A 24129-nucleotide genomic window follows, 5' to 3' on the forward strand; every position below is an offset into this window, starting at 1 on the left:
GAATGACGATCGACTACGAGCACGCGATGCGCCGGGCGCTGGCGCTCGCCGAGCGCGGGCCCGCCCGCGGACCCAACCCGCGCGTGGGCTGCGTGATCCTCGCGCCCGACGGCACCGTCCTCGGCGAGGGCTGGCACCACGGAGCCGGCACCGCGCACGCCGAGGTCGACGCCCTGTCGCACGTCGCGGCGGGCGCCGCCGAGGGCGCGACGGCCGTCGTCTCGCTCGAGCCGTGCGACCACACCGGGCGCACGGGTCCCTGCAGCCGCGCCCTGATCGAGGCGGGCGTCTCCCGCGTCGTCTACGCCGTGCCGGACCCGGGCGAGCGCTCGGCCGGCGGCGGTCGCACCCTCCGCGAGGCCGGCGTCGAGGTGATCGAGGGCGTGCTCGCCGAGGAGGGAGAGCAGTTCCTCCACCCGTGGCTCACCGCGACCCGCCTGCACCGCCCCTTCGTCACGCTCAAGTGGGCCTCGACCCTCGACGGCCGCACCGCGGCGGCGGACGGCAGCAGCCGCTGGATCACCGGAGCGGCGGCCCGTCAGCGCGTGCACGAGCAGCGTGCCGCGCACGACGCGATCCTCGTCGGCACCGGGACCGTCCTCGCCGACGATCCCGCGCTCACCGCCCGCGGCGACGGAGGCGAGCTCCTCGCCCACCAGCCGGTGCCCGTCGTCGTCGGCACGCGCCCCGTGCCGCCAGGCGCCCGCCTGCACGAGCACCCCCGCGCCGTCGTGGTCGAGCGCACCCGCGACCTCGCCGCGGTCCTCGCGCACCTCTACTCCGCCGAGATCCGCAGCGTCTACGTCGAGGCCGGACCGACCCTCGCCTCCGCGCTCGTCGCCGCCGGACTGGTCGACGAGTACCTCGTGTTCCTCGCGCCCGCGCTCCTCGGCGGCCCCCGCCTCGCGCTCGGCGACCTCGGCGTGGAGAGCATCGGCGGGGCCCGGCGCCTCTCCCTCCGCTCGGTCGAGATCCTCGGCGACGACCTCCTCGTGACCGCGCGCCCCGACGTCCTCCCCGCGGGCGGTGCCGGCACCCCGGCCCGCCTCCCCCACGCCCTGCAGATGGAGACCCACTGATGTTCACCGGAATCATCGAGGAGAAGGGCGTCGTGACCGCCGTCGAGGCGGGCGCCGACGCGATCCGCCTCAGCATCCGCGGGCCCCTCGCCGTCGAGGGCGTGCGGCACGGCGACTCGATCGCGGTCTCGGGCGTCTGCCTCACCGTCGTCGAGCACACGGACGAGGGCTTCACCGCCGACGTCATGGCGCAGACCCTGCGGATGTCGACCCTCGACACCGTGGGCGTCGGCGACCCCGTGAATCTCGAGCGCGCCGCGCTGGTGGGCGACCGGCTCGGCGGCCACATCGTCCAGGGCCACATCGACGGCACGGCGACGCTGCTCGCCATCGCACCGGGCGAGGCCTGGCGGGTGCTGCGGTTCTCGCTGCCGACCGGCATCGCTCCGCTCGTCGTCGACAAGGGCTCGATCGCGGTGGACGGCGTCTCGCTGACCGTCTCGGCGATCAGCCCCGCCGCCGAGCCGGAGCAGTGGTTCGAGGTCTCGCTGATCCCCGAGACGCTCGCCGTCACCACGCTGGGCGCGCGCGCGATCGGCGATCAGGTCAACATCGAGACCGACGTCCTGGCCCGCCACGTCGAGCGGATGCTCGCGCTGCGCTCGATCGCGGAGGCCCGCTCATGAGCCTCGCCACCATCCCCGAGGCCGTCGAGGCGCTGCGCGCCGGGCGCCCGATCATCGTCGCGGACGACGAGGGCCGCGAGAACGAGGGCGACGTCATCGTCTCGGCCCAGCTCGCCAGCCAGGAGACGATCGCCTGGATGGTCCGCCACTCCTCCGGGTTCATCTGCGCGCCGATGACCAACGAGATCGCCGACCGCCTCGCCCTGCCGCTGATGGTGGTCGAGAACGAGGACCCGCGCGGCACCGCCTACACGCTCTCCGTCGACGCGGCCGACCGGCTCTCCACCGGCATCAGCGCCTCCGACCGCGCGCACACCCTCCGCGTGCTGGCCGACCCCGAGGCGACCCCCTCCCGCCTGAACCGCCCCGGCCACATCCTGCCGCTGCGCGCCGTCGACGGCGGCGTGCGCGAGCGCGACGGGCACACGGAGGCGGCGGTCGACCTGATGAAGCTCGCCGGCCTGTACCCCGTGGGCGCGATCTCCGAGATCGTCGCCGAGGACGGCGAGATGATGCGGCTGCCCGGGCTGATCGCTCTCGGCGAGCGCGAGGGCGTGCCGGTGACCACGGTCGCGGCCCTCATCGCGTACCTGCAGGAGTTCCACTGCGACGCGGAGGTGCCCGTCACGGTCGCGGTCCCGGAGAGCGCGCGGGTGAGCTTCGAGGTCGAGACCACGGTGCCGACCACCCACGGCCCGTTCCGCATCCGCGCCTACCGCGACCGGCAGACCGGAGCGGATCACGTCGCGATCCTCGCGGGAGAGGTCGCCGCGGGGCGGCCCGCACTGGTGCGCGTGCACTCCGAGTGCCTGACCGGCGAGGCGTTCGGCTCGCTGAAGTGCGAGTGCGGACCCCAGCTCGACGCCGCCCTCGACACGATCCAGCGGGACGGCGGCGTCGTCGTCTACCTCCGCGGTCACGAGGGCCGGGGCATCGGCCTGATCAACAAGCTGCGCGCCTACCGCCTGCAGGAGGACGGACTCGACACCCTCGACGCGAACCTCGCCCTCGGGCTCCCCGCCGACGCGCGGGACTACGGAGCGGCGGTCGGGATCCTCGAGGACCTCGGCCTCACCGAGGTGCGCCTGCTCACCAACAACCCCGAGAAGGTCCGCCAGCTCACCGACCGCGGCATCGTCGTCGCCGAGCGCGTGCCGCTCGTCGTCGGAGTCGGCGCCTTCAACGAGGGCTACCTCGAGACCAAGCGCGACCGCATGGGCCACACCCTCGACAGCGTCCTCGACCACGACCCCCTCGACGCCGGGATCTCCGGCCTCGCCCTCGACGCCGGGATCGCCGGCGCCACCACGAAGGAGTAGCAATGGCCGGTAGCGGCGCCCCCACCACCTCCCCTCTCGACGGCGCGGGACTGCGCGTCGTCGTCATCGCGGGGACCTGGCACGAGCAGATCAGCGACGGCCTGATCGCCGGAGCGGGCCGAGCCCTCGACGAGGCCGGAGCGTCCTGGTCGCTCGTGCGCGTGCCCGGCTCGTTCGAGCTGCCCGTCGCCTCGAAGGCGGCCCTGGAGGCGGGGGCCGACGCGGTCGTCGCCCTCGGCGTGATCATCCGCGGCGGCACCCCGCACTTCGAGTACGTCTCGGACGCCGCCACCTCCGGGCTCACCACCGTCTCGATCCTGACCGGCAAGCCGGTCGGCTTCGGCGTGCTCACCCTCGACACCGAGCAGCAGGGCATCGATCGCGCGGGCCTTCCCGGCTCGAAGGAGGACAAGGGGCGCGAGGCGGCCGAGGCGGCGGTCTCGACCGCTCTGCTCCTCCGCTCGCTGCGCAGCTGAACCACTGCGGGCGGCCCCCGTCCTGGGGCCGCCCGCACACGAACCTGGGAGAACACGGAGTAAAGTGGACGGGTCGTCACGAGCGACCCCTCTCTCCTCCCCCTCGCCTCAGCGGCCCGCGACGCCCGATCGACGCCCCGCCCCGCCGGCTCGGGGGGAGCCGCCGTCCACACGGAGCCCCTCCCTCATGTCTTCTCCCGCCGTCTCCGACGCGCCAGCAGCCGCCCCGCAGAACTCCCGCGGCCGCGTCATCCTCGCCAGCCTCATCGGCACCTCGATCGAGTTCTACGACTTCTACGCCTACGCGACCGCCGCGGTCCTGGTCTTCCCGTCGCTCTTCTTCGTCAACGAGGACCCGGCCACGGCCCTCCTCGCCTCCTTCGCCGTCTTCGGCGTCGCGTTCATCGCGCGCCCGATCGGGTCGATCATCTTCGGCCACTTCGGCGACCGCGTCGGCCGCAAGGGCACCCTCGTCGCCTCGCTGCTCACCATGGGCGTCGCGACCTTCCTGATCGGCTGCCTGCCCACCGCGCTCACGCCCGGCTGGGAGTTCCTCGCTCCGTTCCTGCTCGTCGTGATGCGCTTCTGCCAGGGCCTCGGCCTCGGCGGCGAGTGGTCCGGAGCCGCGCTGCTCGCGACCGAGAACGCACCGGCCGGCAAGCGCGCCATCTACGGCACCTTCCCGCAGCTGGGCGCACCGATCGGCTTCATCGTCGCCAACGTCCTGTTCCTGGTCCTCGCGAGCACGATGAGCGACGAGACGTTCGCGGCCTGGGGCTGGCGCGTGCCGTTCCTGGCGAGCGCCGTGCTCGTGATCATCGGGCTCTACGTGCGGTTCAAGCTCGTCGAGACGCCCGCGTTCCAGAAGGTCGTCGAGAAGGGCGAGGTCGCCAAGCTGCCCCTCGCCCGCGTCTTCGTCACCAGCTGGCGCCCGCTCATCCTGGGCACCTTCATCATGCTGGCGACCTACGTGCTCTTCTACCTCATGACCACGTTCACGCTGACCTACGGCACCTCGCCCGTCGACGGCGCGGTCCCGGGCCTCGGCTACACGCGCAACGACTTCCTCGTCATGCTGATCGTCGGCGTCGTGTTCTTCGGGATCTTCACGCTCGTCTCCGGCCCGCTCGCGGAGCGCTTCGGCCGCCGGCGGACGCTGCTCGTGGTGACCGCGGCGATCCTCGTGTTCGGCCTGCTCTTCGTGCCCTTGTTCAGCGCCGGCTTCGCGGGCGTCATGGCGGTCCTGATCCTCGGCTTCACGCTGATGGGCCTGACCTTCGGCCCGATGGGCGCCGTCCTCCCCGAGCTGTTCCCGACCAACGTCCGCTACACCGGCTCGGCGATGGCGTACAACCTCGCGTCGATCCTCGGAGCGGCCCTCGCGCCGATCATCGCGGTCGCGCTCTGGAGGGCGGCGGGCGGCAGCACCGTGCTGGTCGGCCTCTACCTCAGCGCCGCGGCCGTGCTGACGCTGATCGCGCTCCTGCTCTCCAAGGAGACGAAGAACGCGTCGTACCACGACAACGTCTCGTAGGACTCCCTGCGGAGGACGGCCCGTCGGGATCCCCCGGCGGGCCGTCCGCGTCTCCGCTGCCTCCCTGAGCACCGGGCCCGCCCTCTGGCGGCCTGCTCGCAGCGACGACGGGGCAGAATGGACGGCGATGAGCACCACCACCTCCCGGCGCGGCGGACGACGACCCTCCCGCGACGACGGACCCCGCGCCTCCTTCTCGCAGCTCGTGCCCTACCTGCTCGAGCACCGCGGCATCCTCTCGGTCGTCGTGGTCCTCAGCCTGTTCGGAGCGGCGGCGAGCCTCGGCCAGCCCCTGCTCGTCGGCCAGGTCATCACCCGGGTCCAGTCCGGTCTCGATCTCGGCCCGCTGGTGTGGGCCCTCGTCGGCCTGGTCGTGGCCTCCGGGCTGATCTCGGGCTTCGCGCACTACCTGCTCCAGCGCACCGGCGAGGGGATCGTGCTCTCGAGCCGCCGCCGCCTCGTCGCGCGGCTGCTGCGCCTCCCCATCCGGGAGTTCGACGCGCGCCGCACCGGCGACCTCGTCTCGCGCGTCGGCTCCGACTCCACGCTCCTGCGCGCGGTGCTGACCCAGGGGCTCGTCGACTCGATCGCGGGCTCCCTCGTCTTCGTCGGCGCGATCATCGCGATGGCCGTCATCGACTGGGTGCTGCTGCTGATCATCGTGGCGGTGGTGGCGGTGGCCCTCGGGCTCGCGCTGACCCTCGGCCGCGGCATCCGCACCGCCAGCCGCAAGGCCCAGGAGAAGGTCGGCGATCTGGCCGCGGCCGTCGAGCGCGCCATCAGCGCCGTCCGGACGATCCGTGCCGCCGGAGCCACCGATCGCGAGATCGCGGTCGTCGACCAGCACGCGACGGAGGCGTACCGCCTCGGGATCCGCGTCGCGCACGTCTCGGCCCTCGTGGTGCCGGTGGCCGGGATCGCCATGCAGGTCGCCTTCCTCGCCGTCCTCGGCGTCGGCGGCTACCGCGTCGCGTCCGGCGCGATCGACATCGCCCAGCTGGTCTCGTTCATCCTCTTCCTCTTCATGATGGTGATGCCGCTCGGCAACTTCATCGGCGCCATCACCTCGGTGAACTCGGCGCTGGGCGCCCTCGGCCGCATTCAGGAGATCATCGATCTGCCGATCGAGGGCGACGGCGACGCCTCCGCGGGCGGCCTCGGCGCCGGCGTGGCGGAGGAGGCCATCTCCTTCGAGGACGTGGTGTTCTCCTACGAGGAGGGCGCCGTGCCCGACGCGGCGGCCGTAGCGGACGAGCGCGACCGCACCGTCCTGCGCGGCGTCTCCTTCACCGTGCCGCGCGGCAAGCGCACCGCCCTGGTCGGGCCGTCGGGAGCGGGCAAGAGCACGATCCTCGCCCTCATCGAGCGGTTCTACGACCCGGAGGCCGGCGTCGTCCGACTCGGCGGTGTCGACATCACGGCCATCGACCGCGATGCGCTCCGCGCGCAGATCGGCTACGTCGAGCAGGACGCCCCGGTCCTGGCCGGCACCATCCGCGAGAACCTCGTCCTCGGCCGCCCCGACGCCGACGACGCCGACTGCCTCCGGGTGCTCGAGGCGGTGAACCTGACCGACGTGCTCGAGCGCAACCCGCTCGGCCTGCACGCGCCGGTGGGCGAGAGCGGAGTGATGCTCTCGGGCGGTGAGCGTCAGCGCCTCGCGATCGGCCGCGCGCTCCTGGCGGCCCCGCCGATCCTGCTGCTGGACGAGTCCACGTCGAGCCTCGACGGACTCAACGAGCAGCGCCTGCGCCTGGCGATCGACGCGGTCGCCGAGAACCGGACCCTGCTGGTGATCGCGCACCGCCTGTCGACGGTGGTCGATTCCGACCGCATCGTCGTGCTGCAGAAGGGCGAGGTCGTGGGAGTCGGCACCCACTCCGAGCTCGTCGAGTCGACGCCGCTCTACCGGGACCTCGCCAAGCACCAGCTGCTCGTCTGACGGACGCCGCAGCGGCGTCTCGCGACCGCCGCTGCCTCATGCCGGTCGACCAGCCGCGCAGCGGCGTGTCGAGACGCCCGCACGTCTCGACCGGCAGCCTGCGCCCGCTCGTCCCTCAGCGCGGCGGCAGCCGCAGAGCCCCGTCGAGCCGGATGGTCTCGCCGTTGATCATGGGGTTCTCGACGATGTGCCGCACCAGGGCCGCGAACTCCTCGGGGCGTCCGAGGCGAGCCGGATGCGGCGTCGCCGAGCCGAGCGCCTCGCGGGCCCTGTCCGGCAGCCCGGCGAGCAGGGGCGTGTCGAACGTGCCCGGTGCGATCGACACCACGCGCACGAGCCGGGCCGCGAGCTCGCGCGCGAGCGGCAGGGTCATCGCCGCCACGGCTCCCTTCGACGCGGCGTAGGCCGCCTGTCCGATCTGCCCCTCGAAGGCGGCGACGGAGGCGGTCGTGACCAGGACTCCCCGCTCCCCGTCGACCGGCTCCCGCTCGGCGATCGACGCCGCGGCGAGGCGCAGCACGTTGAGCGTCCCGGTCGTGTTGATCCGCAGCACCCGCTCGAACTGCTCGAGCGGCAGCGGCCCGTCGCGTCCGAGCAGCCGCCCGGGTGTGGCCACGCCCGCACAGCTCACGGCGACGCGCAGCTCCCCCGCCGCCTCCACGGCGCGCGAGACGGCGTCCGGATCGAGGACGTCCCCGGCGATCAGCTGCACGGAGGCGGGCAGACGCGCGGCCTCCACCGCGTGCGGCAGGTCGAGCACGACCACGTGCGCTCCTGCGGCGTCGAGCGCCGTCGCCGTCCCGGCTCCCAGTCCGGACGCTCCCCCCGCGATCAGCGCGGACGTCCCCTCGAGTCGCACGGTCAACCCGCCGGAGCGGGGGTGGAGTCGGCGTCGGGATCGTCGGTCGGCTCGCTGCCGGGCTCCCCCGTCGGATCACTGCTCGGCTCTCCGGACGCGAGCGCCTGCGCCGAGCAGTCGGTCAGGGTGGCGTCGTAGGCGTCACGGGCGCGCTGCGCCGCCAGGCGGACCTCCTCCTCCGCGAGCGGGCTCGCGAGCGGCGGCCGGTCGCTCAGGCCGTAGCGGGCGAGGCAGTCGCTGATCAGGTGGGTCATGCGCGCGCCGCTCTCGGCATCGGCTGTGCCGGTGGGCGCCGGGGCAGCGGTAGCGACGGAGCCCGAGTCGCGCACGGACCCGTCCGGCACCTCCGCGGCGGGACCGGAGCAGGCGGTGAGGCTCAGCGCGAGCGCGACTCCGACGAGCAGCGCGACGGGCGGGCGGAGCGTCGTGCGCAGGAGCATGGACGACCTCGTTCGGGACGGCTGCGGGCGGGAGTGCGGCCACGGTAGCGCAGTCGATGCTTCCGGCGAGCGCTGGGCGCGCTCTCACGCCCCAGTGGCACCCCCAACGGGGCACAGGCGCGCCTCTCAGGAGGGCTCGGCGAGCGCCCACATCGCGACCGCCGACGCCGCAGCGACGTTGAGCGAGTCGATTCCGTGCCGCATCGGGATCTGGACGGCGACATCGGCGGCGGCGAGCGCTTCGGCGGTGAGACCCTGCCCCTCGGTGCCGAGCACGAGGGCGACGCGCTCCGGAGCGCGGGCGGCGAAGTCCCGCAGGGGCACCGCCTCCGGGGTCAGAGCCATGGCCGCGATCGTGAAGCCCGCTCCGCGCAGGAGCCGCTGCGTCGACGGCCAGTCGCCGACGCGCGTCCAGGGCACCTGGAGGACCGTTCCCATGCTCACGCGGATGGCGCGACGGTAGTACGGATCGGAGCAGCGCGGCGTCACCAGCACGGCATCGGCTCCGATGGCCCCGACGGAGCGGAAGATCGCGCCGACGTTGGTCGGGTCGACCACGTCCTCGAGCACGACGACGCGGCGCGCTCCCGCGAGCAGGCCGGCCGGGTCGGGCAGCACGGGCCGGTCCATCGCCGCGATCAGGCCGCGGTGCAGGGTGTACCCGGTGAGCTCGGCCAGGAGCTCACCCGAGCCCGTGAAGACGGGCACGTCGAAGCGGCCGACCAGGCGCTCGGCCTCGCCGGCCGAACCGCCGAGGGCGAGCACCGAGCGCGGCCGGTGCCCGGCGGCGATCGCGCGCTCGAGCACGAGCGCCGACTCCGCGATGTACAGGCCGTGCGGGCCGCGGGCGTTCTTCAGCGCGACGTCCGTGGCGTGGGCGTAGTCGCGCAGCCTCGGGTCGTCGAGCGCGGTGACCTCGATCCGCTCCACCGGATCAGGCGAAGGGATCGGGGGTGAGCGTGTACTTGGTGCTGAGGTACTCGTGGATCCCCTCGAGTCCGCCCTCGCGGCCGAGGCCCGACTGCTTCACCCCGCCGAAGGGCGCCGCCGCGTTCGACACCACGCCGACGTTGAGGCCCATCATCCCGGTGGCGAGCCGCTCGATCATCCGCTGACCGCGGGCGAGGTCGCGCGTGAAGACGTAGGACACCAGTCCGTACTCGGTGTCGTTGGCGAGCGCGACGGCGTCGTCCTCGTCGGTGAACGGCACGATCGCGAGGACCGGGCCGAAGATCTCGGTGCGCAGGATCTCGCTCTCCCGGTCGACCGCCGCGAGCACGGTCGGCCGGTAGAAGTGGCCGGCCCCCTCGATCCGATCGCCGCCGGTGAGCAGGCGCGCGCCGCGGGAGACGGCGTCCTCCACCAGCGCGGACGCCTTCTCGACCGCGCGCTCGTCGATCAGCGGGCCGATGGTCACTCCGTCCTCTGTGCCGCGGCCGACGCGCAGAGCGCTCACGCGCTCCATGATCCGCGCCGCGAACTCCTCGGCGATCGACTCGTGCACGAAGAAGCGGTTGGCGGCCGTGCAGGCCTGGCCGATGTTGCGGAACTTCGCGAGCATCGCGCCCTCGACCGCCCGGTCGAGGGCGGCGTCCTCGAACACGACGAAGGGCGCGTTGCCGCCCAGCTCCATCGAGGTCCGCAGCACGTTCTCGGACGCCTGCTGCAGCAGCATGCGCCCGACGGGCGTGGAGCCGGTGAAGGACACCTTCCGCAGGCGGGGATCCGACAGGATCGGAGCCGACACGGCTCCCGCCGAGGACGTGGTGACCACGTTGAGCACGCCGTCGGGGAGCCCCGCCTCGGCGAGCAGTGCCGCGAAGGCGAGCGTGGTGAGCGGAGTGAGCTCGGCCGGCTTCACGACGACGGTGCAGCCCGCCGCCAGCGCCGGAGCGATCTTCCGCGTCGCCATCGCGAGCGGGAAGTTCCAGGGGGTGATGAGGTAGCAGGGGCCCACCGGGTGCTGCGAGACGATCATCCGGCCGCTGCCCTCGGGCGAGACTCCGTAGCGTCCGCTGATGCGCACCGCCTCCTCGCTGAACCAGCGGAGGAACTCGCCGCCGTACACGACCTCGCCCCTCGCCTCCGCGACCGGCTTGCCCATCTCGAGCGCCATCAGGAGCGCGAACTCCTCGGTGCGCTCCTGCAGGAGGTCGAACGCCCGCCGGAGGATCTCGCCCCGCTTCCGCGGCGCCGTCGCGGCCCACGACGGACCGGCGGCGACGGCGGCGTCGAGCGCCCGGACCCCGTCCTCCGGAGTCGCGTCGGCGATCGAGACCAGGACCGCTCCGGTGGCCGGGTCCTCGACGTCGATCGAGCCGCCGCCGGAGGCGTCCACCCACTCACCGCCGATCAGCAGCTGCGTGGGGATGCGGGCGAGCAGAGCGGTCTCGGCGGCGCGGGACGCGACGGAATCAGTCACAGGAGGGAACCACTTCTTCGGATCGGAGCGCGCAGACCGCGCCAGGAGGAGCTTCTCGTCCTCCCAGTGTAGGACGGGCGATCGCTCCGGGGGCGGGTCGCCGGGAGCCGCGAGGACCTGCGCCTCCGTGAGCCCTGTGGAGGGACGAGCCCTCAGACGGACCGCTCGACGCGGATTCCCGCCTCCGTGAGCTCGCGCAGCGCCGCGGCACTCGCCTCCTCGGAGACGCCTGCGACCAGGTCCTGGAGCACGCGGACCTCGAGCCCCGCCCGTCGCGCGTCGAGCGCCGAGGCGCGCACGCAGTGGTCGGTCGCGAGTCCCACGACGTCGAGCGCGGTGACGCCCCGCTCCGCGAGCACGGCGCCGAGCTCCTCGCCCGCCTCCGTCGTGCCCTCGAAGGCCGAGTAGGAGGGGCGGCCCTGCCCCTTGAGGATCTGCACGTCGATCAGAGCGGTGTCCAGGGCCGGGTGGAACCGCGCGCCGTCCGTGCCGGCGACGCAGTGGACGGGCCAGCTGTCGACGAAGTCCGGCTCCACCGCGAAGTGGCCGCCGTTGTCGGAGTCGCCCTCGTGCCAGTCGCGGGAGGCCAGCACCGCGGAGTAGCGGTCGGCGTGCGCCGCCAGATGCGCGGTGATTCCCTGGGCGACGGCCGCGCCGCCTGTGACGGCGAGCGCGCCGCCCTCGGTGAAGTCGTTCTGCACGTCGACGATCAGGAGTGCGGTGGTCATCGTGGGCCTTCCGGGAGGAGGTGGAGAGGAGGAGCGGGAGGTCGACCCGTCCGGGTCAGGAGTCGGAGAGCGAGGATCCGCAGCGGTAGACGCCCGTCACGAGGGTGTCGATCGCGGTCTTCGCCGAGTCGGAGACGTCGCCGAGAGCGTAGACCGCGAAGGTCAGCTCGGTGCCGTCCGCCGCGGTGACCACGCCGGCCAGGGTGTAGCCGGTGTCGATCCAGCCCGTCTTCGCGCGCACCGCGCCGTCGGCCGCGGCGTTGTCGCCGGCGAAGCGGTCGGAGTAGGAGAGCGAGCCCGTCCGGCCCGACACCGGCAGGCCGTCCAGGAGGATCCCCAGCTGCCCCTCGCGGGCCTGCACCTTCCGGAGCAGCTCGGTGAAGTACGCCGGCGCGACCGCGTTGTCGTCGCTCAGGCCGGAGCCGTCGACGATCGCGATCCCGGACGTGTCGACGCCGTAACCGGCGAGCCCCTGCAGCACACCGGCCTGCTCGGCAGCGAAGTCGCTGCCCGCGCCGGTGCGGATCGCGACGAGTCGCGCGAGCATCTCGGCGATCGCATTGTCGGAGACGAGCAGCATCTGCTGCACGAGCGTGCCGACCGGGGCCGACTCCACCGTGCCGAGAACCGCGGCGCCCGCGGGAGCGGTCCCGGTGGAGACCACGGGCGAGCTGTCCAGCTCGTCGGCGAACGCCTCTCCGGCCCGGCCGACCGGATCCGTGCCGCGCTCGGAGGTCGAGGCCGTGGGGTCCTCGCGATCGCCATCCACCTGGAGCGCCGTGATCTCGGGCATGTAGCCGTCGACCTGCTCCTTGCGGTTCCAGCTCGGCTGCCAGGTCTCGCCCGAGTAGAGGGAGGAGTCGAGCACCAGCGACGTGATCGGCGTCCCGGCGGTGGACGGGTCCGCCTCCCAGGCGCTCTCGACCTGCGCCGCGAGGTCGTCGAGGTGGGCCGCTCCGGCGTAGGTCGACTCCCGGCCGGTCGGGAGCCGGGTCAGGGTGAGGTCTCCCCCGCCGACGAGGACGACGCTTCCGGGCTCGCTCCCGCGGACCACGGTGGTGGCGATGCGCGTGTCCGGGCCGAGGACCGCGAGCGCCGACGCGGCCGTGAGGATCTTGAGGGCGGAGGCGGTGCGGGACGCGGTCCCGCCCCCGCGGTCGAACAGGACCTCGCCCGTCGCGGCGTCGACCACACGCGCCTGCATCGAGCCCAGGCGCGGGTCGGCGGCGAGCCCCGCCACCGAGCAGGTGCGGAGCGCCTCGGCCGCCGCTTCGGCGGTGGGCCGCGCCGTGGCCGTCGGCGTCGGTGTGGGAGTCGCGGTAACGGTCGGGGTCGAGACGACGGGCAGCGCCCCGGGCTCCGCGGCGCTGCCGAGGGCCGTCCCCACGCCGAAGGCGCCGCCACCGAGCACGGCGGCCACGAGCACCGCGGCGACCACGAGAGTGCGGCGACGGCGGGGAGGAGGCGTGTCGGTCATCCGCAACAGGGTAGCGACGCGAGTTCGACGCGACCTGGACGTCGCGGATCCGGCCGGGAACTCGCGGATCCGGCCGGGACGTCGCGGATGACGGGAGAGGGAGCCGCCTGTGGGAATCGAACCCACGACCTTCTCATTACGAGTGAGACGCTCTGCCGACTGAGCTAAGGCGGCGTGCACGCGGGGCCTGAGCCCCGGACACGATTACACAGCATAGCCTGCTCGCGCCCCCGGGCGTGAATCAGGACGGTGCGGTCGAGCAGAGGCTCCGCGACGGCGGCGGCGACCGCCGCACTCGGCTCAGGCGAGCGCGCCGCGGAGCTCCTCGAAGGAGCGGGCGATGCGTCCGGGCAGGGCCTCCCGGCCGTCGTGATCGACCCAGGCCGCCCAGGCGTGGCGGACGGCGGCGAGCCCGAGGAGCGTCAGCATCCGCGCCCGGCTGCGCACCCGCTCCGCGTCGTCGTCCTCCTGGCCGAGACGCTCGGCGACGAGCCCCTCGACCGCGAGCTCGAACTCGCGCATGCCCGCGATCTTCAGACCGACCAGATGCGGGTGCTCGCGGAAGAGCGCGCGACGGAGGACGTGCAGCTCCCGGTCCTCCTCGAGCGGCTCCTCCATCGCGGCGACGAAGACCCGCTGCAGGTCCTCGAGCACGGCGCCCCGGCCCGTGACGAACGCCGCCGCCGTCTCGTCGGCGATGACCGGGAGCCCGCCGACCAGCGCGTCCTCCTTCGAGGCGAAGTAGTTGAAGAAGGTGCGCGTGGAGACGTCGGCGGCGCGCGAGACGTCCTCGATGGTCACCCGCTCCGGCCCGCGCTCGCTCGCCAGGCGGAGGACGGCGATCTCGATCGCCCGCCGCGTGGCCAGGCGCTTGCGCTCGCGGAGCCCGGGCTGCTGCTCGCGGGACCGCTCCTGCTCGGTCAGCACTGCGGATCCACCTCCGGGACGGTCCCCTCGAGCAGGTACGCGTCGACCGCGTCGTTCACGCAGGACGTCGACTTGTTGTAGGCCGTGTGGCCCTCGCCGTCGTAGGTGACCAGGTGACCGGCGGAGAGCTCGCCCGCGAGCGCCTGCGCCCATACGTAGGGCGTCGCGGGATCGTTCGTGGTGCCCACGACCAGGATGGGCGCCGAGCCCTCCGCGGTGATCGGCTCGCGGGAGCCCTCGAACGCCGCCGGCCACTCGCTGCAGAGGATGTCGCCGTAGGCCATGTAGCGGCCGATGGTCGGCGCGGCCTGCTCGAGAGCGGCCTCGTCGGCGCGCATCGAGGCGGTGTCGGCGTCGTAGGAGTAGTCGACGCAGTTGATCGCGAGGAACGCCTCGGTGGTGTTGTCCGCGTACCGGCCGTCCGCGTCGCGCCCGTTGTAGGCGTCCGCGTACTGGAACGCGACCGCGGGGTCGCCCCGGCGGACGCCGGCCAGCATCTCGCTCAGCGCTCCCCACGCCGTGGCGTCGTAGAGCGGGTAGACGATCGCGGTGAACAGCGTGCTCGCGCCGAGCTCCCGGCCGTCGGCGGCGCGGATCGGCGAGGCGTCCACGTCCTCGAGCATGCGCTTCAGCTGGGCCATCCCCGCGTCGACGGTGCCGGTGAACGGGCAGTCGTCCGAGCTGAGGCAGTCGGCGAGGTAGGCGCGCAGTGCGCTCTCGAACCCCTTCGCCTGCTCGCGCACCACGTCGAACGAGGTGGCCGCCGGGTCGATCGCGCCGTCGAGGACGAGGCGGCCGACCCGGTCCGGGAACAGCCCGGCGTAGGTCGCTCCGAGGAACGTGCCGTAGGAGTAGCCGAGGTAGTGCAGCGTCTCGTCGCCGAGCGCCGCGCGGAGCACATCGAGATCACGGGCGGCGCTCGGGGTGCCGACCTCGGACAGCAGCGGCCCGCTGCGCTCCTGGCAGGCGGCGGCGAACGCAGCGGCGGACGTGCGCTGCGCCTGGACCCACTCGTCGCTGCCCCGCTCCCCGGGCGTGATGTCGTAGAGGTAGGAGTCGAGGCCCGCGGCGTCGAGGCAGGAGACCGCGGTGGAGGCGCCCACTCCGCGCGGATCGAAGCCGACGACGTCGTACCGGGCGGCGAGCGCGGAGTCGACCGCGTAGTCGGCGCTGTCGCGGATGAAGTCGACGCCCGACGCTCCCGGTCCGCCCGGGTTCACGAGCAGGGAGCCGATCGCCGGTCCCTTCGTCGCGGGTCGGCGCACCAGGGCGATCGACGCCGTCTCCCCCGAGGGGTCGTCCCAGTCGAGCGGGACGGTCGCGTCGGTGCAGAGAGCGCCGTCGCCGCAGTCGTCCCAGACCAGCACCTGCGAGTAGTAGCGCTCCAGGGAGTCGTCGACGGTCTGCGGATAGGGGGTGGAGGTCCGGTCGACGCTCGGGCCGGGCGCGAAGCAGCCGGTCAGGAGGGACGCGGCCGCGGCGAGCGCGACGACGACGGCCGACCGGCGCCCCCGCCTCACGCGGCCACCGGGCGGCGCGCCGCGACGACGAGCAGCGCCTCGAGAGCGAGGACCGGGGAGACGTTCGCGTCGATCCGCTGCCGGGCGGTCGCGATCGCGTCGAGGACGGCGAGCGTGCGGTCGGGCGGAGTCGCGTCGGCGAGCGCGGTCATCTCGGTCCGGACCTCCTCGTTGATGACGCCGCCGGGCGCTCCGAGCTGGAGGCGCACCACGTCGCGGTAGAGGGAGAGCAGGTCGACGAGGATCCGGTCGAGGCCGTCGCGGAGACTCCGCGTCGCGCGTCGCTTCTGGTCCTCCTCGAGCGCCCGCAGCTGCGAGCGGAGCTGCGCGGGCACGGTGCCCCCGGGCTCGACGCCGAGCGAGCGCAGCGCCTGCTGCCGCTCGGCCTCGTCGCGCTCGAGGGTGATCGCCTTGGCGTCCTCGGTCGCGACCTCGATCATCCGCGCAGCGCCGAGCACCGCGTCCGAGACGCCGCGGAGGCGCAGGGCGATGCGGAGCGTCTCCTCGCGCCGCTCGCGCGCGTTCGCGTCGGTCGCCAGGCGGTGCGCCATCCCGATGTGGCTCTGAGCCTGGCGGGCGGCGCGCTCGGCGGTCTCGGGGTCGACCCCGTCGCGGCGCTCGAGGAGACCGGCGACGTCCTCGACGCTCGGCACGCGGAGCCGCACGGAGCGGACGCGGGAGCGGATGGTGGGGAGCAGATCGGCCTCGCTCGGGGCGCACAGGATCCAGACCGTGCGCTCCGGCGGCTCCTCGAGCGCCTTCAGCAGCACGTTGGACGTGCGCTCGCTCATCCGGTCGGCGTCCTCGATGACCATGACGCGGTAGCGCGACACCGAGGGCGAGTACTGCGAGCTGCTGACCAGCCGCCGCACCTCGTCGATCGAGATGATCACGCGCTCGGTGGTCAGCACGGCGAGGTCGGGATGGGAGCGGGCGGCGACCTGGCGGCAGTCGGGGCACTCCCCGCAGCCGCCGTGGCGGCAGAGCAGTGCGGAGGCGAACGCGTAGGCGAGGTTCGAGCGGCCGGACCCGGGAGGGCCGGTGATGAGCCAGGAGTGCGTCATCGACGACGACTCCCGGCCACGGTCGTCCCGGGGCGTCGAGGCGTCCTGCAGGGCGCCGATGGCGTGCTCCTGCCCGACGAGCTGGCTCCAGACGGTCATGCCACCAGGCTAACCGCGAGCACCGACAGCCGACGCGCCGTCGAGGAGGACGGCGACCCGCTCCCGCACCGCGGCCGCGATCTCCTCGACGGGGAGAGCGGCGTCCAGGATGAGGAAGCGCTCGGCATCCGTCTCGGCGATCGCCAGGAACGCCTCGCGCACTCGCCCGTGGAACTCCGCCTTCTCGGCCTCCAGCCGGTCGAAGCGGGTGCGGGCCGCGTCGAGCCGGCCCCGCGCGACGGCGGGGTCGAGGTCGAGCAGGACGGTGAGGTCGGGCCTCAGGTCGCGGGTGGCCCATTCCGAGAGCCGCCGGACCTCGACGGCGTCGAGGACCCGCCCGGCTCCCTGGTAGGCGACGGAGGAGTCGATGTAGCGGTCCTGCACGACGACCTCGCCGCGCTCGAGCGCCGGTCGCACGAGCGTCCCGATGTGCTGGGCGCGGTCCGCCGCGTAGAGCAGGGCCTCGGCCCGCGGGTCGATCTCGCCGCGGTGGTGCAGAACGATCTCGCGGATCTGCAGGCCCACCTCGGTGCCTCCGGGCTCGCGGGTGCGGACGACGGTCTCGCCCCGCGTGCCCAGCCACTCCTCGAGCAGCCGGGCCTGCGTGGTCTTGCCCGCGCCGTCCCCGCCCTCGAGGGTGACGAACAGCCCGGTCACGACTCCGTCGCGTCCGACGTCTCGGCGGCGGCCGCCGCAGCCGCGCGGCTCGCGGCGGTGGCGCGGGGCGCGGCGGGCTTCTTCGCTGCGGTCGTCTTCTTGGCGGCCGCGGTCGTCTTCGCCGCGGTCGTCTTGGCCGCGGTCGTCTTGGCCGCGGTCGTCTTCGCCGCGGGCTTCCTGGCCGGCGCGCGCTTGGCCGGAGCCTTCTTGGCCGGGCCCTTCGCGCGCTTGTCGGCGAGCATCTGGACCGCCTGCTCGAAGTCGATCTCCTCGATCGTGAGGCCCTTGGAGATCGTGACGTTGGTCTCGCCGTCGGTCACGTAGGCGCCGAAGCGTCCGTCGCGGATCCGGATCGGCTTGCCGCTGACGGGGTCCGCCTCGAACTCCTTCAGCGCGCTCGACGCGCGTCGCGCCCCGTACTTCGGCTGGGCGAAGATCTCGAGCGCCGTCGGCAGGTCGACCTCGAAGATCTGGTCCTCGCTGGTGAGCGACCGGCTGTCGGTGCCCTTCTTGATGTACGGGCCGTACCGGCCGTTCTGAGCCGTGATCGGCTCGCCGCTCTCGGGGTCGTCGCCGACCGTGCGCGGCAGGTCGAGCAGGCGCAGCGCCGTCACCAGGTCGATCGACGCGACGTCCATCGACTTGAAGAGGGAGGAGGTGCGCGGCTTCACGACAGCGGGCTTCTTCGCGCCGCGCTTCGCGGGCGCGGGCTCGACGACCTCCCCGGTGGCGGGATCCGCCGTGGTCTCCGGCTCCGGATCGACCTCGGTCACGTAGGGGCCGAAGCGCCCGTCCTTGACGACGACGGTCTTGCCCGAGTCGGGGTTGCTTCCCAGCACGCGGTCGGTCTGCACCGGGGCGTCGACGAGCTCCTGCGCCTTGGCGGGCGTGAGCTCGTCGGGAGCCAGCTCGAGCGGCAGGTTGACGCGACGCGGCGTCTCCTGCCCCTCCTCCTGGGCCACCTCGAGGTAGGGGCCGTACTTGCCGATGCGCAGGGTGATGTCGTCCGTGATCCGGACGGAGTTGATGCTCTTCGCATCGATCTCGCCGAGGTTGTCCACGACGTGTCGGAGCCCGGGGTGCGTGCCTCCGCCGAAGTAGAAGCGGTTGAGCCAGGCGACGCGGTCCTCCTCGCCGCCGGCGATGCGGTCGAGGTCGCCCTCCATCTCGGCGGTGAAGTCGTACTCCACCAGGTCGGAGAAGAAGTCCTCGAGCAGCCGGACCACCGAGAAGGCGATCCAGTTGGGCACGAGGGCGGTCCCGCGCGGAGTGACGTAGCCGCGGTCGACGATGGTGGAGATGATCGACGCGTAGGTCGAGGGCCGGCCGATGCCGAGCTCCTCGAGCGCCTTGACCAGGCTCGCCTCCGTGTAGCGCGGGGGCGGCGAGGTCTCGTGGCCCTTGGCCTCGACCTCGGCGACGACCAGGCTCTGGCCGACCTCGAGCACCGGCAGCTTGGCGTCCTTCTCGTCGCGGGCGCCGTGACGCTCCTCGTCGCGCCCCTCCTCGTAGGCGAGCAGGAATCCGCGGAAGGTGATGACGGTTCCGGAGGCGGTGAACTCGGCGGTCTTCGCGACGTCGCCGGCCGGCTCGGCGAGCAGCGTCACGGTGGCGGTCGAGCCCTTGGCGTCGGCCATCTGCGAGGCGACGGTGCGCTTCCAGATGAGCTCGTAGAGGCGGAGGTCGTTGCCGCGGAGGGTGCCCGAGAGCTGGTCCGGGGTGCGGAAGGTCTCGCCCGCGGGCCGGATGGCCTCGTGCGCCTCCTGCGCGTTCTTGTTCTTGCCGGAGTACAGCCGGGGCTTGTCCGGGACGGTCTCGGCTCCGTAGAGGGACGCGGCCTGGGTGCGTGCGGCGTTCAGCGCCTGCTGCGAGAGCCCGGGCGAGTCGGTCCTCATGTAGGTGATGAAGCCGTTCTCGTAGAGCGACTGCGCGACGCTCATCGTCTGGCGCGCCGAGAAGCGGAGCTTGCGCGCCGCCTCCTGCTGGAGCGTGGACGTGGTGAACGGGGCGGCGGGGCGGCGCGAGTACGGCTTGGACTCGAGGTTCGAGACCCGGACCGTGGTGGCGGGGTCACGCAGGGCCTCGGCGAGGGCACCGGCGGTGGACTCGTCGAGGACGGTGACGTCGCCCTTCAGCTGACCGCGGTCGTCGAAGTCGCGGCCGCTTCCGATCCGCTTGCCGTCGAGCCGAGCCAGGCGGGCGTCGAAGCCCGCCGCGGCGTCCGACTCGGGCGCCAGCACGGTGGCGAGGTCCCAGTAGCTCGCCGACACGAACGCCAGGCGCTCCCGCTCGCGGTCGACCACCAGGCGGGTCGCGGCCGACTGCACCCGGCCGGCCGAGAGCCCGGGGCCGACCTTGCGCCACAGCACGGGCGAGATCTCGTAGCCGTAGAGGCGGTCGAGGATGCGGCGGGTCTCCTGGGCGTCGACCAGGGAGGTGTCGATGTCCCGGGTGTTGTCGCGCGCCTTCTGGATCGCGTCCTTCGTGATCTCGTGGAAGACCATGCGGTGCACGGGGACCTTGGGCTTGAGCTCCTCGAGGAGGTGCCACGCGATGGCCTCGCCCTCGCGGTCCTCATCAGTGGCGAGGTAGAGCTCGTCGGCGTTCTTCAGCGCGCGCTTGAGGTCGGCGACCGTCTTCTTCTTCTGGTCGGACACGACGTAGTAGGGCTCGAAGCCGTTGTCGACGTCGACGGAGAACTTGCCCAGCGGGCCCTTCTTCAGCTCCGGGGGGAGGTTCTTCGGCTCGATGAGGTCGCGGATGTGCCCGACGGAGGCGAGCACCTCGTAGCCGTCGCCCAGGTACTGGGCGATGGTCTTGGCTTTCGCCGGCGACTCGACGATCACCAGCTTCTTCGTGCCGGACACAGTTCTCCTCGATTGGTGCTGTCGGGTCGGACGACCAGTGGTCCGACGTCCCCTGCTGCGGGGAGACGGTGCGCGGCGACGTGGTGCGGGGAACGGCGACGCGTCCCCATCGGCGGGGGCGCCCGACAGGCACACCATACACACTGACCCCGGACGTGCTGCCCCCTCCCGAGGACACGGGGACCTCGGGAGGACGCTGGACACGGCCTCGGAGCCGCCTGCCCGGCCTGCCGTCGACGGGGGTGACGCGCGGCGCCGATCGGCGCATGATGAGGCATGGCAACGACGCACACCACCACGACCTCCGCCTACACGGCCAAGCTCCTCGACGGACCGCTGGAGGGCAAGACCCTCCGCCGGGGATACGGCGACGATCAGGCCCCCGCCGCACGCCTCGAGATCCCCGGGGCGAGGGCGGGCTCCCGCTACATCTACCTCCTCGCCGGCGGCCTCGAGCACGACGAGGGCGCGGGCGCCCTGCCGACCGCCGCCGCGTACCGGTACCAGCGACTCTCCTCCGACTGACGCGCTCCCGCGGCGTCGTCCGAACCTCGGTCCGGACGACGCCCGCTGCTGCCCCCGCCCTCAGGGCGGCGGGCCGGCCCTCGACCGCGCCGTGAGGGAGAGCGGACCCGCGGCGACGGCCGCCTCCGTTCTCGCGACGCCGCCGTCGACGTCGCAGAGGACGAGCTCGGCGCCGTTCGCGCGGGCCACGGCGGCGGCACGTCCGCACGGATCCCCGGCCAGCAGGCCGGAGGCGACGTCGGCCGCTGCCAGGGACGAGGCGTCCGCGGCGGCGACCGCTCGCTGGTGCCCGACGACTCCTGCGCAGCCGGCGAGCACGGCGGCCGTCACCAGGATCGTGCCCGCGACGACTCCGATCGCCACGACCGCGGCCGATCCCTCCTCCCGGTCGCGGACAGCCCCGGGGAGTCGGCGGATCATCCGCCCCCGCCCAGCGCGCAGGACCGGACCGAGACCGGGAGCGACACCGCCGGGAGCGGGCGCAGCCGGGCCGCGACGTCGACGCAGACCAGTCCGTCCTGCTCCCCCGCCGTGAGCGACGCCCCCGTCACCCGGGCGAGCGGCGCGCGGGGGTCGTCGCCCCGGGCCGCGGACCGGGCCGCGTCGGCGGCCGCGTCGACGAGCCGGACGTACTGCGCCGAGGCCGCCACCGACCCCAGGCACAGCGCCAGCACCGCGACCACCGCCGGGAGCACGAGCGCGAGCTCGGCAGTGGCCGAGCCCTCCTCCTGGACGAGCCGCCCGCGCAGCAGCGGAAGGCCTCTCATCCCGCCGCGGTGAGCGCGCGGGTCACCAGGTCGGTCAGGATGCTCCGCACCTCGTCGCCCTTGAGGATGACCACCAGCAGCCCGGCGAAACCGACCGCGGCCATCGTCGCGATCGCGTACTCCGCCGTCGCCGACCCCTCCTCGTCGCCCAGAGCGCCGAGACCTCCCCACCCGGGTCGGCGCCACTCGACGCGCCCCGCGGAGACGTCGATGCCCGTTCCTCCACCGGACGCCGCACCTCCGCCGCTCCTCGAGCCCCGGCTCGTTCCGGGCACACCACTTCCCGCATCCCTGCTCCTACCGAGTCCTCGACTCCGGGAGACTCCCCCGCCGCTGATCGCCGTGCCACTTCTCATCCGTCCTGCTCCGTTCCGCCCCGCTCCGTGCCCCTCCTCCGAGGATCGCTGACTCCCGATCCCACCGATCGACCCTCCGGCCGATCCGTGGAGACGCCTCCCGATCCCGCCCCTGTGGAGGAGCGGTCGACCGCGTCACGCCGCCACCGAGAACGTCGAGAGCAGCACCGAGACGACCATCGGAGCCACTCCGAGCAGCAGGAACGCCGGCAGCACGCAGATCCCGAGCGGCAGCATCAGGGTCACACCGAGCCGAGCGGCTCGCTCCCGCGCCCCGGTGGACGCCCGTGCCCGGACCAGAGCCGCCTCGCTCCGGAGCAGGCGTCCGGCCGGCACGCCCGCCGCCGCGGAGAGGGCGAGCACCGGGTCCGCGTCGGAGAGCACGCGCTCGCCCGAGTCGAGCCCGCACTCGGCGAGCGCCGCCACGACCCGGGCGCGCGACGACTCGATCGAGCCGCCACCGGCCAGCGCCACCGAGAGGAGGTCGAGCGCGAGCCCGGGCGCCGGATCGGCCGGGGCCGCGCTTCGGACGAGGCGCCGCGTCCACGCGTGCGCGGCCGCCATCAACCCGGCTCCCCCGACCAGGCAGACCGCACCGGGCACCGTCCCGAGGAGCACGCCGACCACGTCGAAGCCCAGCAGTGCCCCCAGACCCAGCGCCGCCAGCGGCAGCGCGCTCACGACCCTCCCGGTGGCGGAGGGACCGGCCAGAGCCACCTCGATGTCCCGGCGGGCGCGCGCCAGCTCGCGCAGGGACTCCGCCAGCTCGCCGAGAGCGGCGGCGACCGGCGCGCCGGAGTCGGCGGCCACCCGCCACGCGGCGGCCAGCGCCGCCCACGCGGTCGCCTCACCGGTGTCCGGCGCTCGCCGTCGCGGCCGCTTCCGCTCCGAGCCGCTCCGCCGCGAAACCGGCGTCCCGCGCAGCAGCGCCTCCGTCACGTCGCCCCCGCGGCCGGCCTCCTCCGACACCGCCCGGAGCAGTCGCCGCCGCCGCGCGTCCCCGCTGTCCGCCCCCTCCGCCCCCGCGAGATGCCCGAGGGCCGACGCGGGAGCCACTCCCGCCGCGAGGAGGACGGCCAGTCGGTGCACGACGGCCGCGACCTCGTCCAGCCCGTCGCGGCCCGTCACGCGCTCGACCTCGAGGCGCTCGGGAGCGACCCGTCCTCGACCCTCAGGCGGCCGGCCGCGTCGAGCGCGAACGTCCCGGATGCCGCCAGCCGCCGCCGCCCGTCGCGGCGCTCGAGGTGGAGCACCAGGTCGATCGCGCTGACCGTCTGGCGGGCGATCGCCTCGGGCCCGAGTCCCGCGAGGACCCCGAGCGCCTCGAGACGCGCGGGCACGTCCTCGAGGGAGTTCGCGTGGAGGGTCCCCGCACCGCCGTCGTGCCCGGTGTTCAGCGCGGACAGCAGCTCGCGCAGCTCGACGCCGCGGCACTCGCCGAGGACCAGGCGGTCCGGACGCATCCGCAGCGCCTCCCGCACGAGCCGGTCCAGGCCCACGGCACCGGCGCCCTCGAGGTTGGGCTGCCGCGCCTCGAGCGAGACGACGTGCGGGTGCGCCGGCCGGAGCTCGCCGACGTCCTCGATGGCGACGATCCGCTCGGTCGGCGCCGCGCACCCGAGCAGGGCGCCGAGCAGGGTGGTCTTGCCTGATCCACCGGCTCCCGTGATCAGCAGGTTCCACCGCTCGCGGACCGCCCGGCGCAGAAGCCGCACTCCGTCGTCGTCCAGCATCCCGGCCGCCTGCAGCTCCCCGAGCGTCCAGGAGTCCGACCGCGGCACCCGCACCGACACGAGCGCTCCCCCGGTCGCCACCGGCGGCAGCACGACGTGCACGCGGACCCCGTGGCGGAGCCTGACGTCCACGCACGGGCTCGCCTCGTCGACGTGCCGTCCACCGGCCGCGACCAGCGCGACGGCCAGCCGCCGTGCTCCGGCGGCGTCGAGCGTCCACTCCGGAACCCGCTCCGCACCACCGCCCCGGTCGATCCAGAGGCCCGCGCCGCCGTTCACGAAGAGGTCGGTCACCGCGGGATCCGCGGCGTGCGGCGCGAGCAGCCCGAGACCGGCGGCGGCGGGCCGCACCGGCAGCGGGTCGCGGCGGTGCTCGGCGGGGACGAGGGGGACGAAGTCGCGGGTCATCCCGGCACGCTAGGAGCCCGTTCCGCGCGCCGGGGCGCTCCCTGCCCGATCGGAGGAGAGACGCCCGCGTCGGCGCCTGTGGAGGAACGACCCGGGCCGGACGCGCGCGCAGGGGCGGCCCGGGGCTCTCGGCAGTGAGCCGCTCCGAGGAGGGGCCCCACGGCGCAGAGAAGCCCAGTCGACGAGGAGACGTCCCGGCAACGCGGAAACGCCCCCGCGAGCAGGGCTCGAGCGGGGGCATCCGTCCGCCGGATCCGGCGGGAAGAAGGGGGCGGCACCCATTGGGGGGAACAGGTGCCGCCTC

Annotated in this window: 23 protein-coding genes and 1 tRNA gene; 7 read left to right on the forward strand and 17 right to left on the reverse strand. The window is 73.8% G+C overall.

From position 1 onward, the window contains the following. The first annotated feature begins 2 nt into the window (after window positions 1-2). From ribD to C5D50_RS15290, 6 genes are all read left to right on the forward strand, one after another. Entirely contained in the window at window positions 3-1079 is a 1077-nt protein-coding gene (gene ribD / locus C5D50_RS15265; RefSeq protein WP_258062884.1) for a bifunctional diaminohydroxyphosphoribosylaminopyrimidine deaminase/5-amino-6-(5-phosphoribosylamino)uracil reductase RibD, read from the forward strand. Continuing rightward, on the forward strand, window positions 1079-1705 hold the full coding sequence (locus C5D50_RS15270) for a riboflavin synthase (protein ID WP_104283886.1): 627 nt from the start codon (window positions 1079-1081) through the stop codon (window positions 1703-1705). The genes ribD and C5D50_RS15270 overlap by 1 nt, the downstream gene beginning before the upstream one ends. After that, complete coding sequence (gene ribA, locus C5D50_RS15275; RefSeq protein WP_104222225.1) at window positions 1702-3024, forward strand: GTP cyclohydrolase II; 1323 nt, start codon at window positions 1702-1704, stop codon at window positions 3022-3024. Before C5D50_RS15270 ends, ribA begins: the two co-directional genes overlap by 4 nt. A 2-nt stretch (window positions 3025-3026) precedes the next feature. Continuing rightward, window positions 3027-3500 (forward strand): 6,7-dimethyl-8-ribityllumazine synthase, encoded by a 474-nt coding sequence (gene ribH, locus C5D50_RS15280; protein WP_104222223.1) that lies wholly within the window; start codon window positions 3027-3029, stop codon window positions 3498-3500. A 187-nt stretch (window positions 3501-3687) separates the two neighbouring features. Continuing rightward, on the forward strand, window positions 3688-5034 hold the full coding sequence (locus C5D50_RS15285) for an MFS transporter (protein WP_104222221.1): 1347 nt from the start codon (window positions 3688-3690) through the stop codon (window positions 5032-5034). 127 nt (window positions 5035-5161) lie between these two features. Further along, window positions 5162-6976, forward strand: a complete 1815-nt coding sequence (locus tag C5D50_RS15290; protein ID WP_104233721.1) for an ABC transporter ATP-binding protein — start codon at window positions 5162-5164, stop codon at window positions 6974-6976. Window positions 6977-7091: 115 nt separating this feature from the next. On the opposite strand, the gene C5D50_RS15295 is transcribed toward C5D50_RS15290, so the two are convergent. From C5D50_RS15295 to topA, 12 genes are all read right to left on the reverse strand, one after another. After that, entirely contained in the window at window positions 7092-7835 is a 744-nt protein-coding gene (locus C5D50_RS15295; protein ID WP_104283902.1) for an SDR family oxidoreductase, read from the reverse strand. A gap of 2 nt (window positions 7836-7837) precedes the next feature. Further along, window positions 7838-8275 carry a hypothetical protein gene (locus C5D50_RS15300; RefSeq protein WP_104283887.1) on the reverse strand — a complete coding sequence of 146 codons (438 nt, stop codon included), beginning with the start codon at window positions 8273-8275 and terminating at the stop codon, window positions 7838-7840. A 126-nt stretch (window positions 8276-8401) separates the two neighbouring features. Further along, window positions 8402-9205 (reverse strand): RNA methyltransferase, encoded by an 804-nt coding sequence (locus C5D50_RS15305; RefSeq protein WP_104283888.1) that lies wholly within the window; start codon window positions 9203-9205, stop codon window positions 8402-8404. A gap of 4 nt (window positions 9206-9209) precedes the next feature. After that, window positions 9210-10697, reverse strand: a complete 1488-nt coding sequence (locus tag C5D50_RS15310; protein ID WP_104283889.1) for an NAD-dependent succinate-semialdehyde dehydrogenase — start codon at window positions 10695-10697, stop codon at window positions 9210-9212. Window positions 10698-10849: 152 nt separating this feature from the next. Further along, window positions 10850-11425, reverse strand: a complete 576-nt coding sequence (locus tag C5D50_RS15315) for an isochorismatase family protein (RefSeq protein ID WP_104283890.1) — start codon at window positions 11423-11425, stop codon at window positions 10850-10852. 55 nt (window positions 11426-11480) lie between these two features. Beyond that, window positions 11481-12902: a D-alanyl-D-alanine carboxypeptidase/D-alanyl-D-alanine-endopeptidase gene (dacB, locus tag C5D50_RS15320; protein WP_104283891.1), complete on the reverse strand. Its 1422-nt coding sequence runs from the start codon at window positions 12900-12902 to the stop codon at window positions 11481-11483. A 101-nt stretch (window positions 12903-13003) separates the two neighbouring features. Next, window positions 13004-13076, reverse strand: a tRNA-Thr gene (locus C5D50_RS15325). Between the two features lie 126 nt (window positions 13077-13202). Beyond that, entirely contained in the window at window positions 13203-13829 is a 627-nt protein-coding gene (locus C5D50_RS16630) for a TetR/AcrR family transcriptional regulator (RefSeq protein ID WP_181137360.1), read from the reverse strand. After that, window positions 13823-15349, reverse strand: coding sequence for an alpha/beta hydrolase (locus C5D50_RS15335; protein WP_104283892.1), 1527 nt, complete (start codon window positions 15347-15349; stop codon window positions 13823-13825). The genes C5D50_RS16630 and C5D50_RS15335 overlap by 7 nt, the downstream gene beginning before the upstream one ends. Further along, window positions 15346-16512 carry a DNA polymerase III subunit delta' gene (locus C5D50_RS15340; RefSeq protein ID WP_104222203.1) on the reverse strand — a complete coding sequence of 389 codons (1167 nt, stop codon included), beginning with the start codon at window positions 16510-16512 and terminating at the stop codon, window positions 15346-15348. The genes C5D50_RS15335 and C5D50_RS15340 overlap by 4 nt, the downstream gene beginning before the upstream one ends. Window positions 16513-16521: 9 nt before the next feature. Continuing rightward, entirely contained in the window at window positions 16522-17169 is a 648-nt protein-coding gene (tmk, locus tag C5D50_RS15345) for a dTMP kinase (RefSeq protein WP_104283893.1), read from the reverse strand. Further along, window positions 17166-20036, reverse strand: coding sequence for a type I DNA topoisomerase (gene topA, locus C5D50_RS15350; protein ID WP_104283894.1), 2871 nt, complete (start codon window positions 20034-20036; stop codon window positions 17166-17168). Before topA ends, tmk begins: the two co-directional genes overlap by 4 nt. Window positions 20037-20312: 276 nt before the next feature. Between topA and C5D50_RS15355 the strand changes: the two genes are divergently transcribed. Further along, the gene (locus tag C5D50_RS15355; protein ID WP_104222197.1) at window positions 20313-20561 is read left to right on the forward strand and encodes a hypothetical protein; all 249 of its coding nucleotides are present in this window, start codon (window positions 20313-20315) and stop codon (window positions 20559-20561) included. 60 nt (window positions 20562-20621) lie between these two features. On the opposite strand, the gene C5D50_RS15360 is transcribed toward C5D50_RS15355, so the two are convergent. The 5 genes from C5D50_RS15360 to C5D50_RS15380 all read right to left on the reverse strand — a co-directional run bounded on the left by C5D50_RS15360 (window position 20622) and on the right by C5D50_RS15380 (window position 23825). Beyond that, window positions 20622-20981: an Rv3654c family TadE-like protein gene (locus tag C5D50_RS15360; RefSeq protein WP_104222195.1), complete on the reverse strand. Its 360-nt coding sequence runs from the start codon at window positions 20979-20981 to the stop codon at window positions 20622-20624. Further along, a complete protein-coding gene (locus C5D50_RS15365; protein WP_104222193.1) occupies window positions 20978-21328 on the reverse strand; it encodes a TadE family type IV pilus minor pilin in 351 nt (116 codons plus the stop codon). Before C5D50_RS15365 ends, C5D50_RS15360 begins: the two co-directional genes overlap by 4 nt. Next, window positions 21325-21603, reverse strand: coding sequence for a DUF4244 domain-containing protein (locus C5D50_RS15370; RefSeq protein WP_244229600.1), 279 nt, complete (start codon window positions 21601-21603; stop codon window positions 21325-21327). Before C5D50_RS15370 ends, C5D50_RS15365 begins: the two co-directional genes overlap by 4 nt. A gap of 216 nt (window positions 21604-21819) precedes the next feature. Beyond that, a complete protein-coding gene (locus C5D50_RS15375; protein ID WP_104283896.1) occupies window positions 21820-22812 on the reverse strand; it encodes a type II secretion system F family protein in 993 nt (330 codons plus the stop codon). Beyond that, complete coding sequence (locus C5D50_RS15380) at window positions 22809-23825, reverse strand: TadA family conjugal transfer-associated ATPase (RefSeq protein ID WP_104233736.1); 1017 nt, start codon at window positions 23823-23825, stop codon at window positions 22809-22811. Before C5D50_RS15380 ends, C5D50_RS15375 begins: the two co-directional genes overlap by 4 nt. Between the last annotated feature and the right edge of the window lie 304 nt (window positions 23826-24129).

Origin of the sequence: Rathayibacter sp. RFBD1 (genome assembly GCF_002932915.1) — a bacterium.
Classification (GTDB): Bacteria; Actinomycetota; Actinomycetes; order Actinomycetales; family Microbacteriaceae; genus Rathayibacter.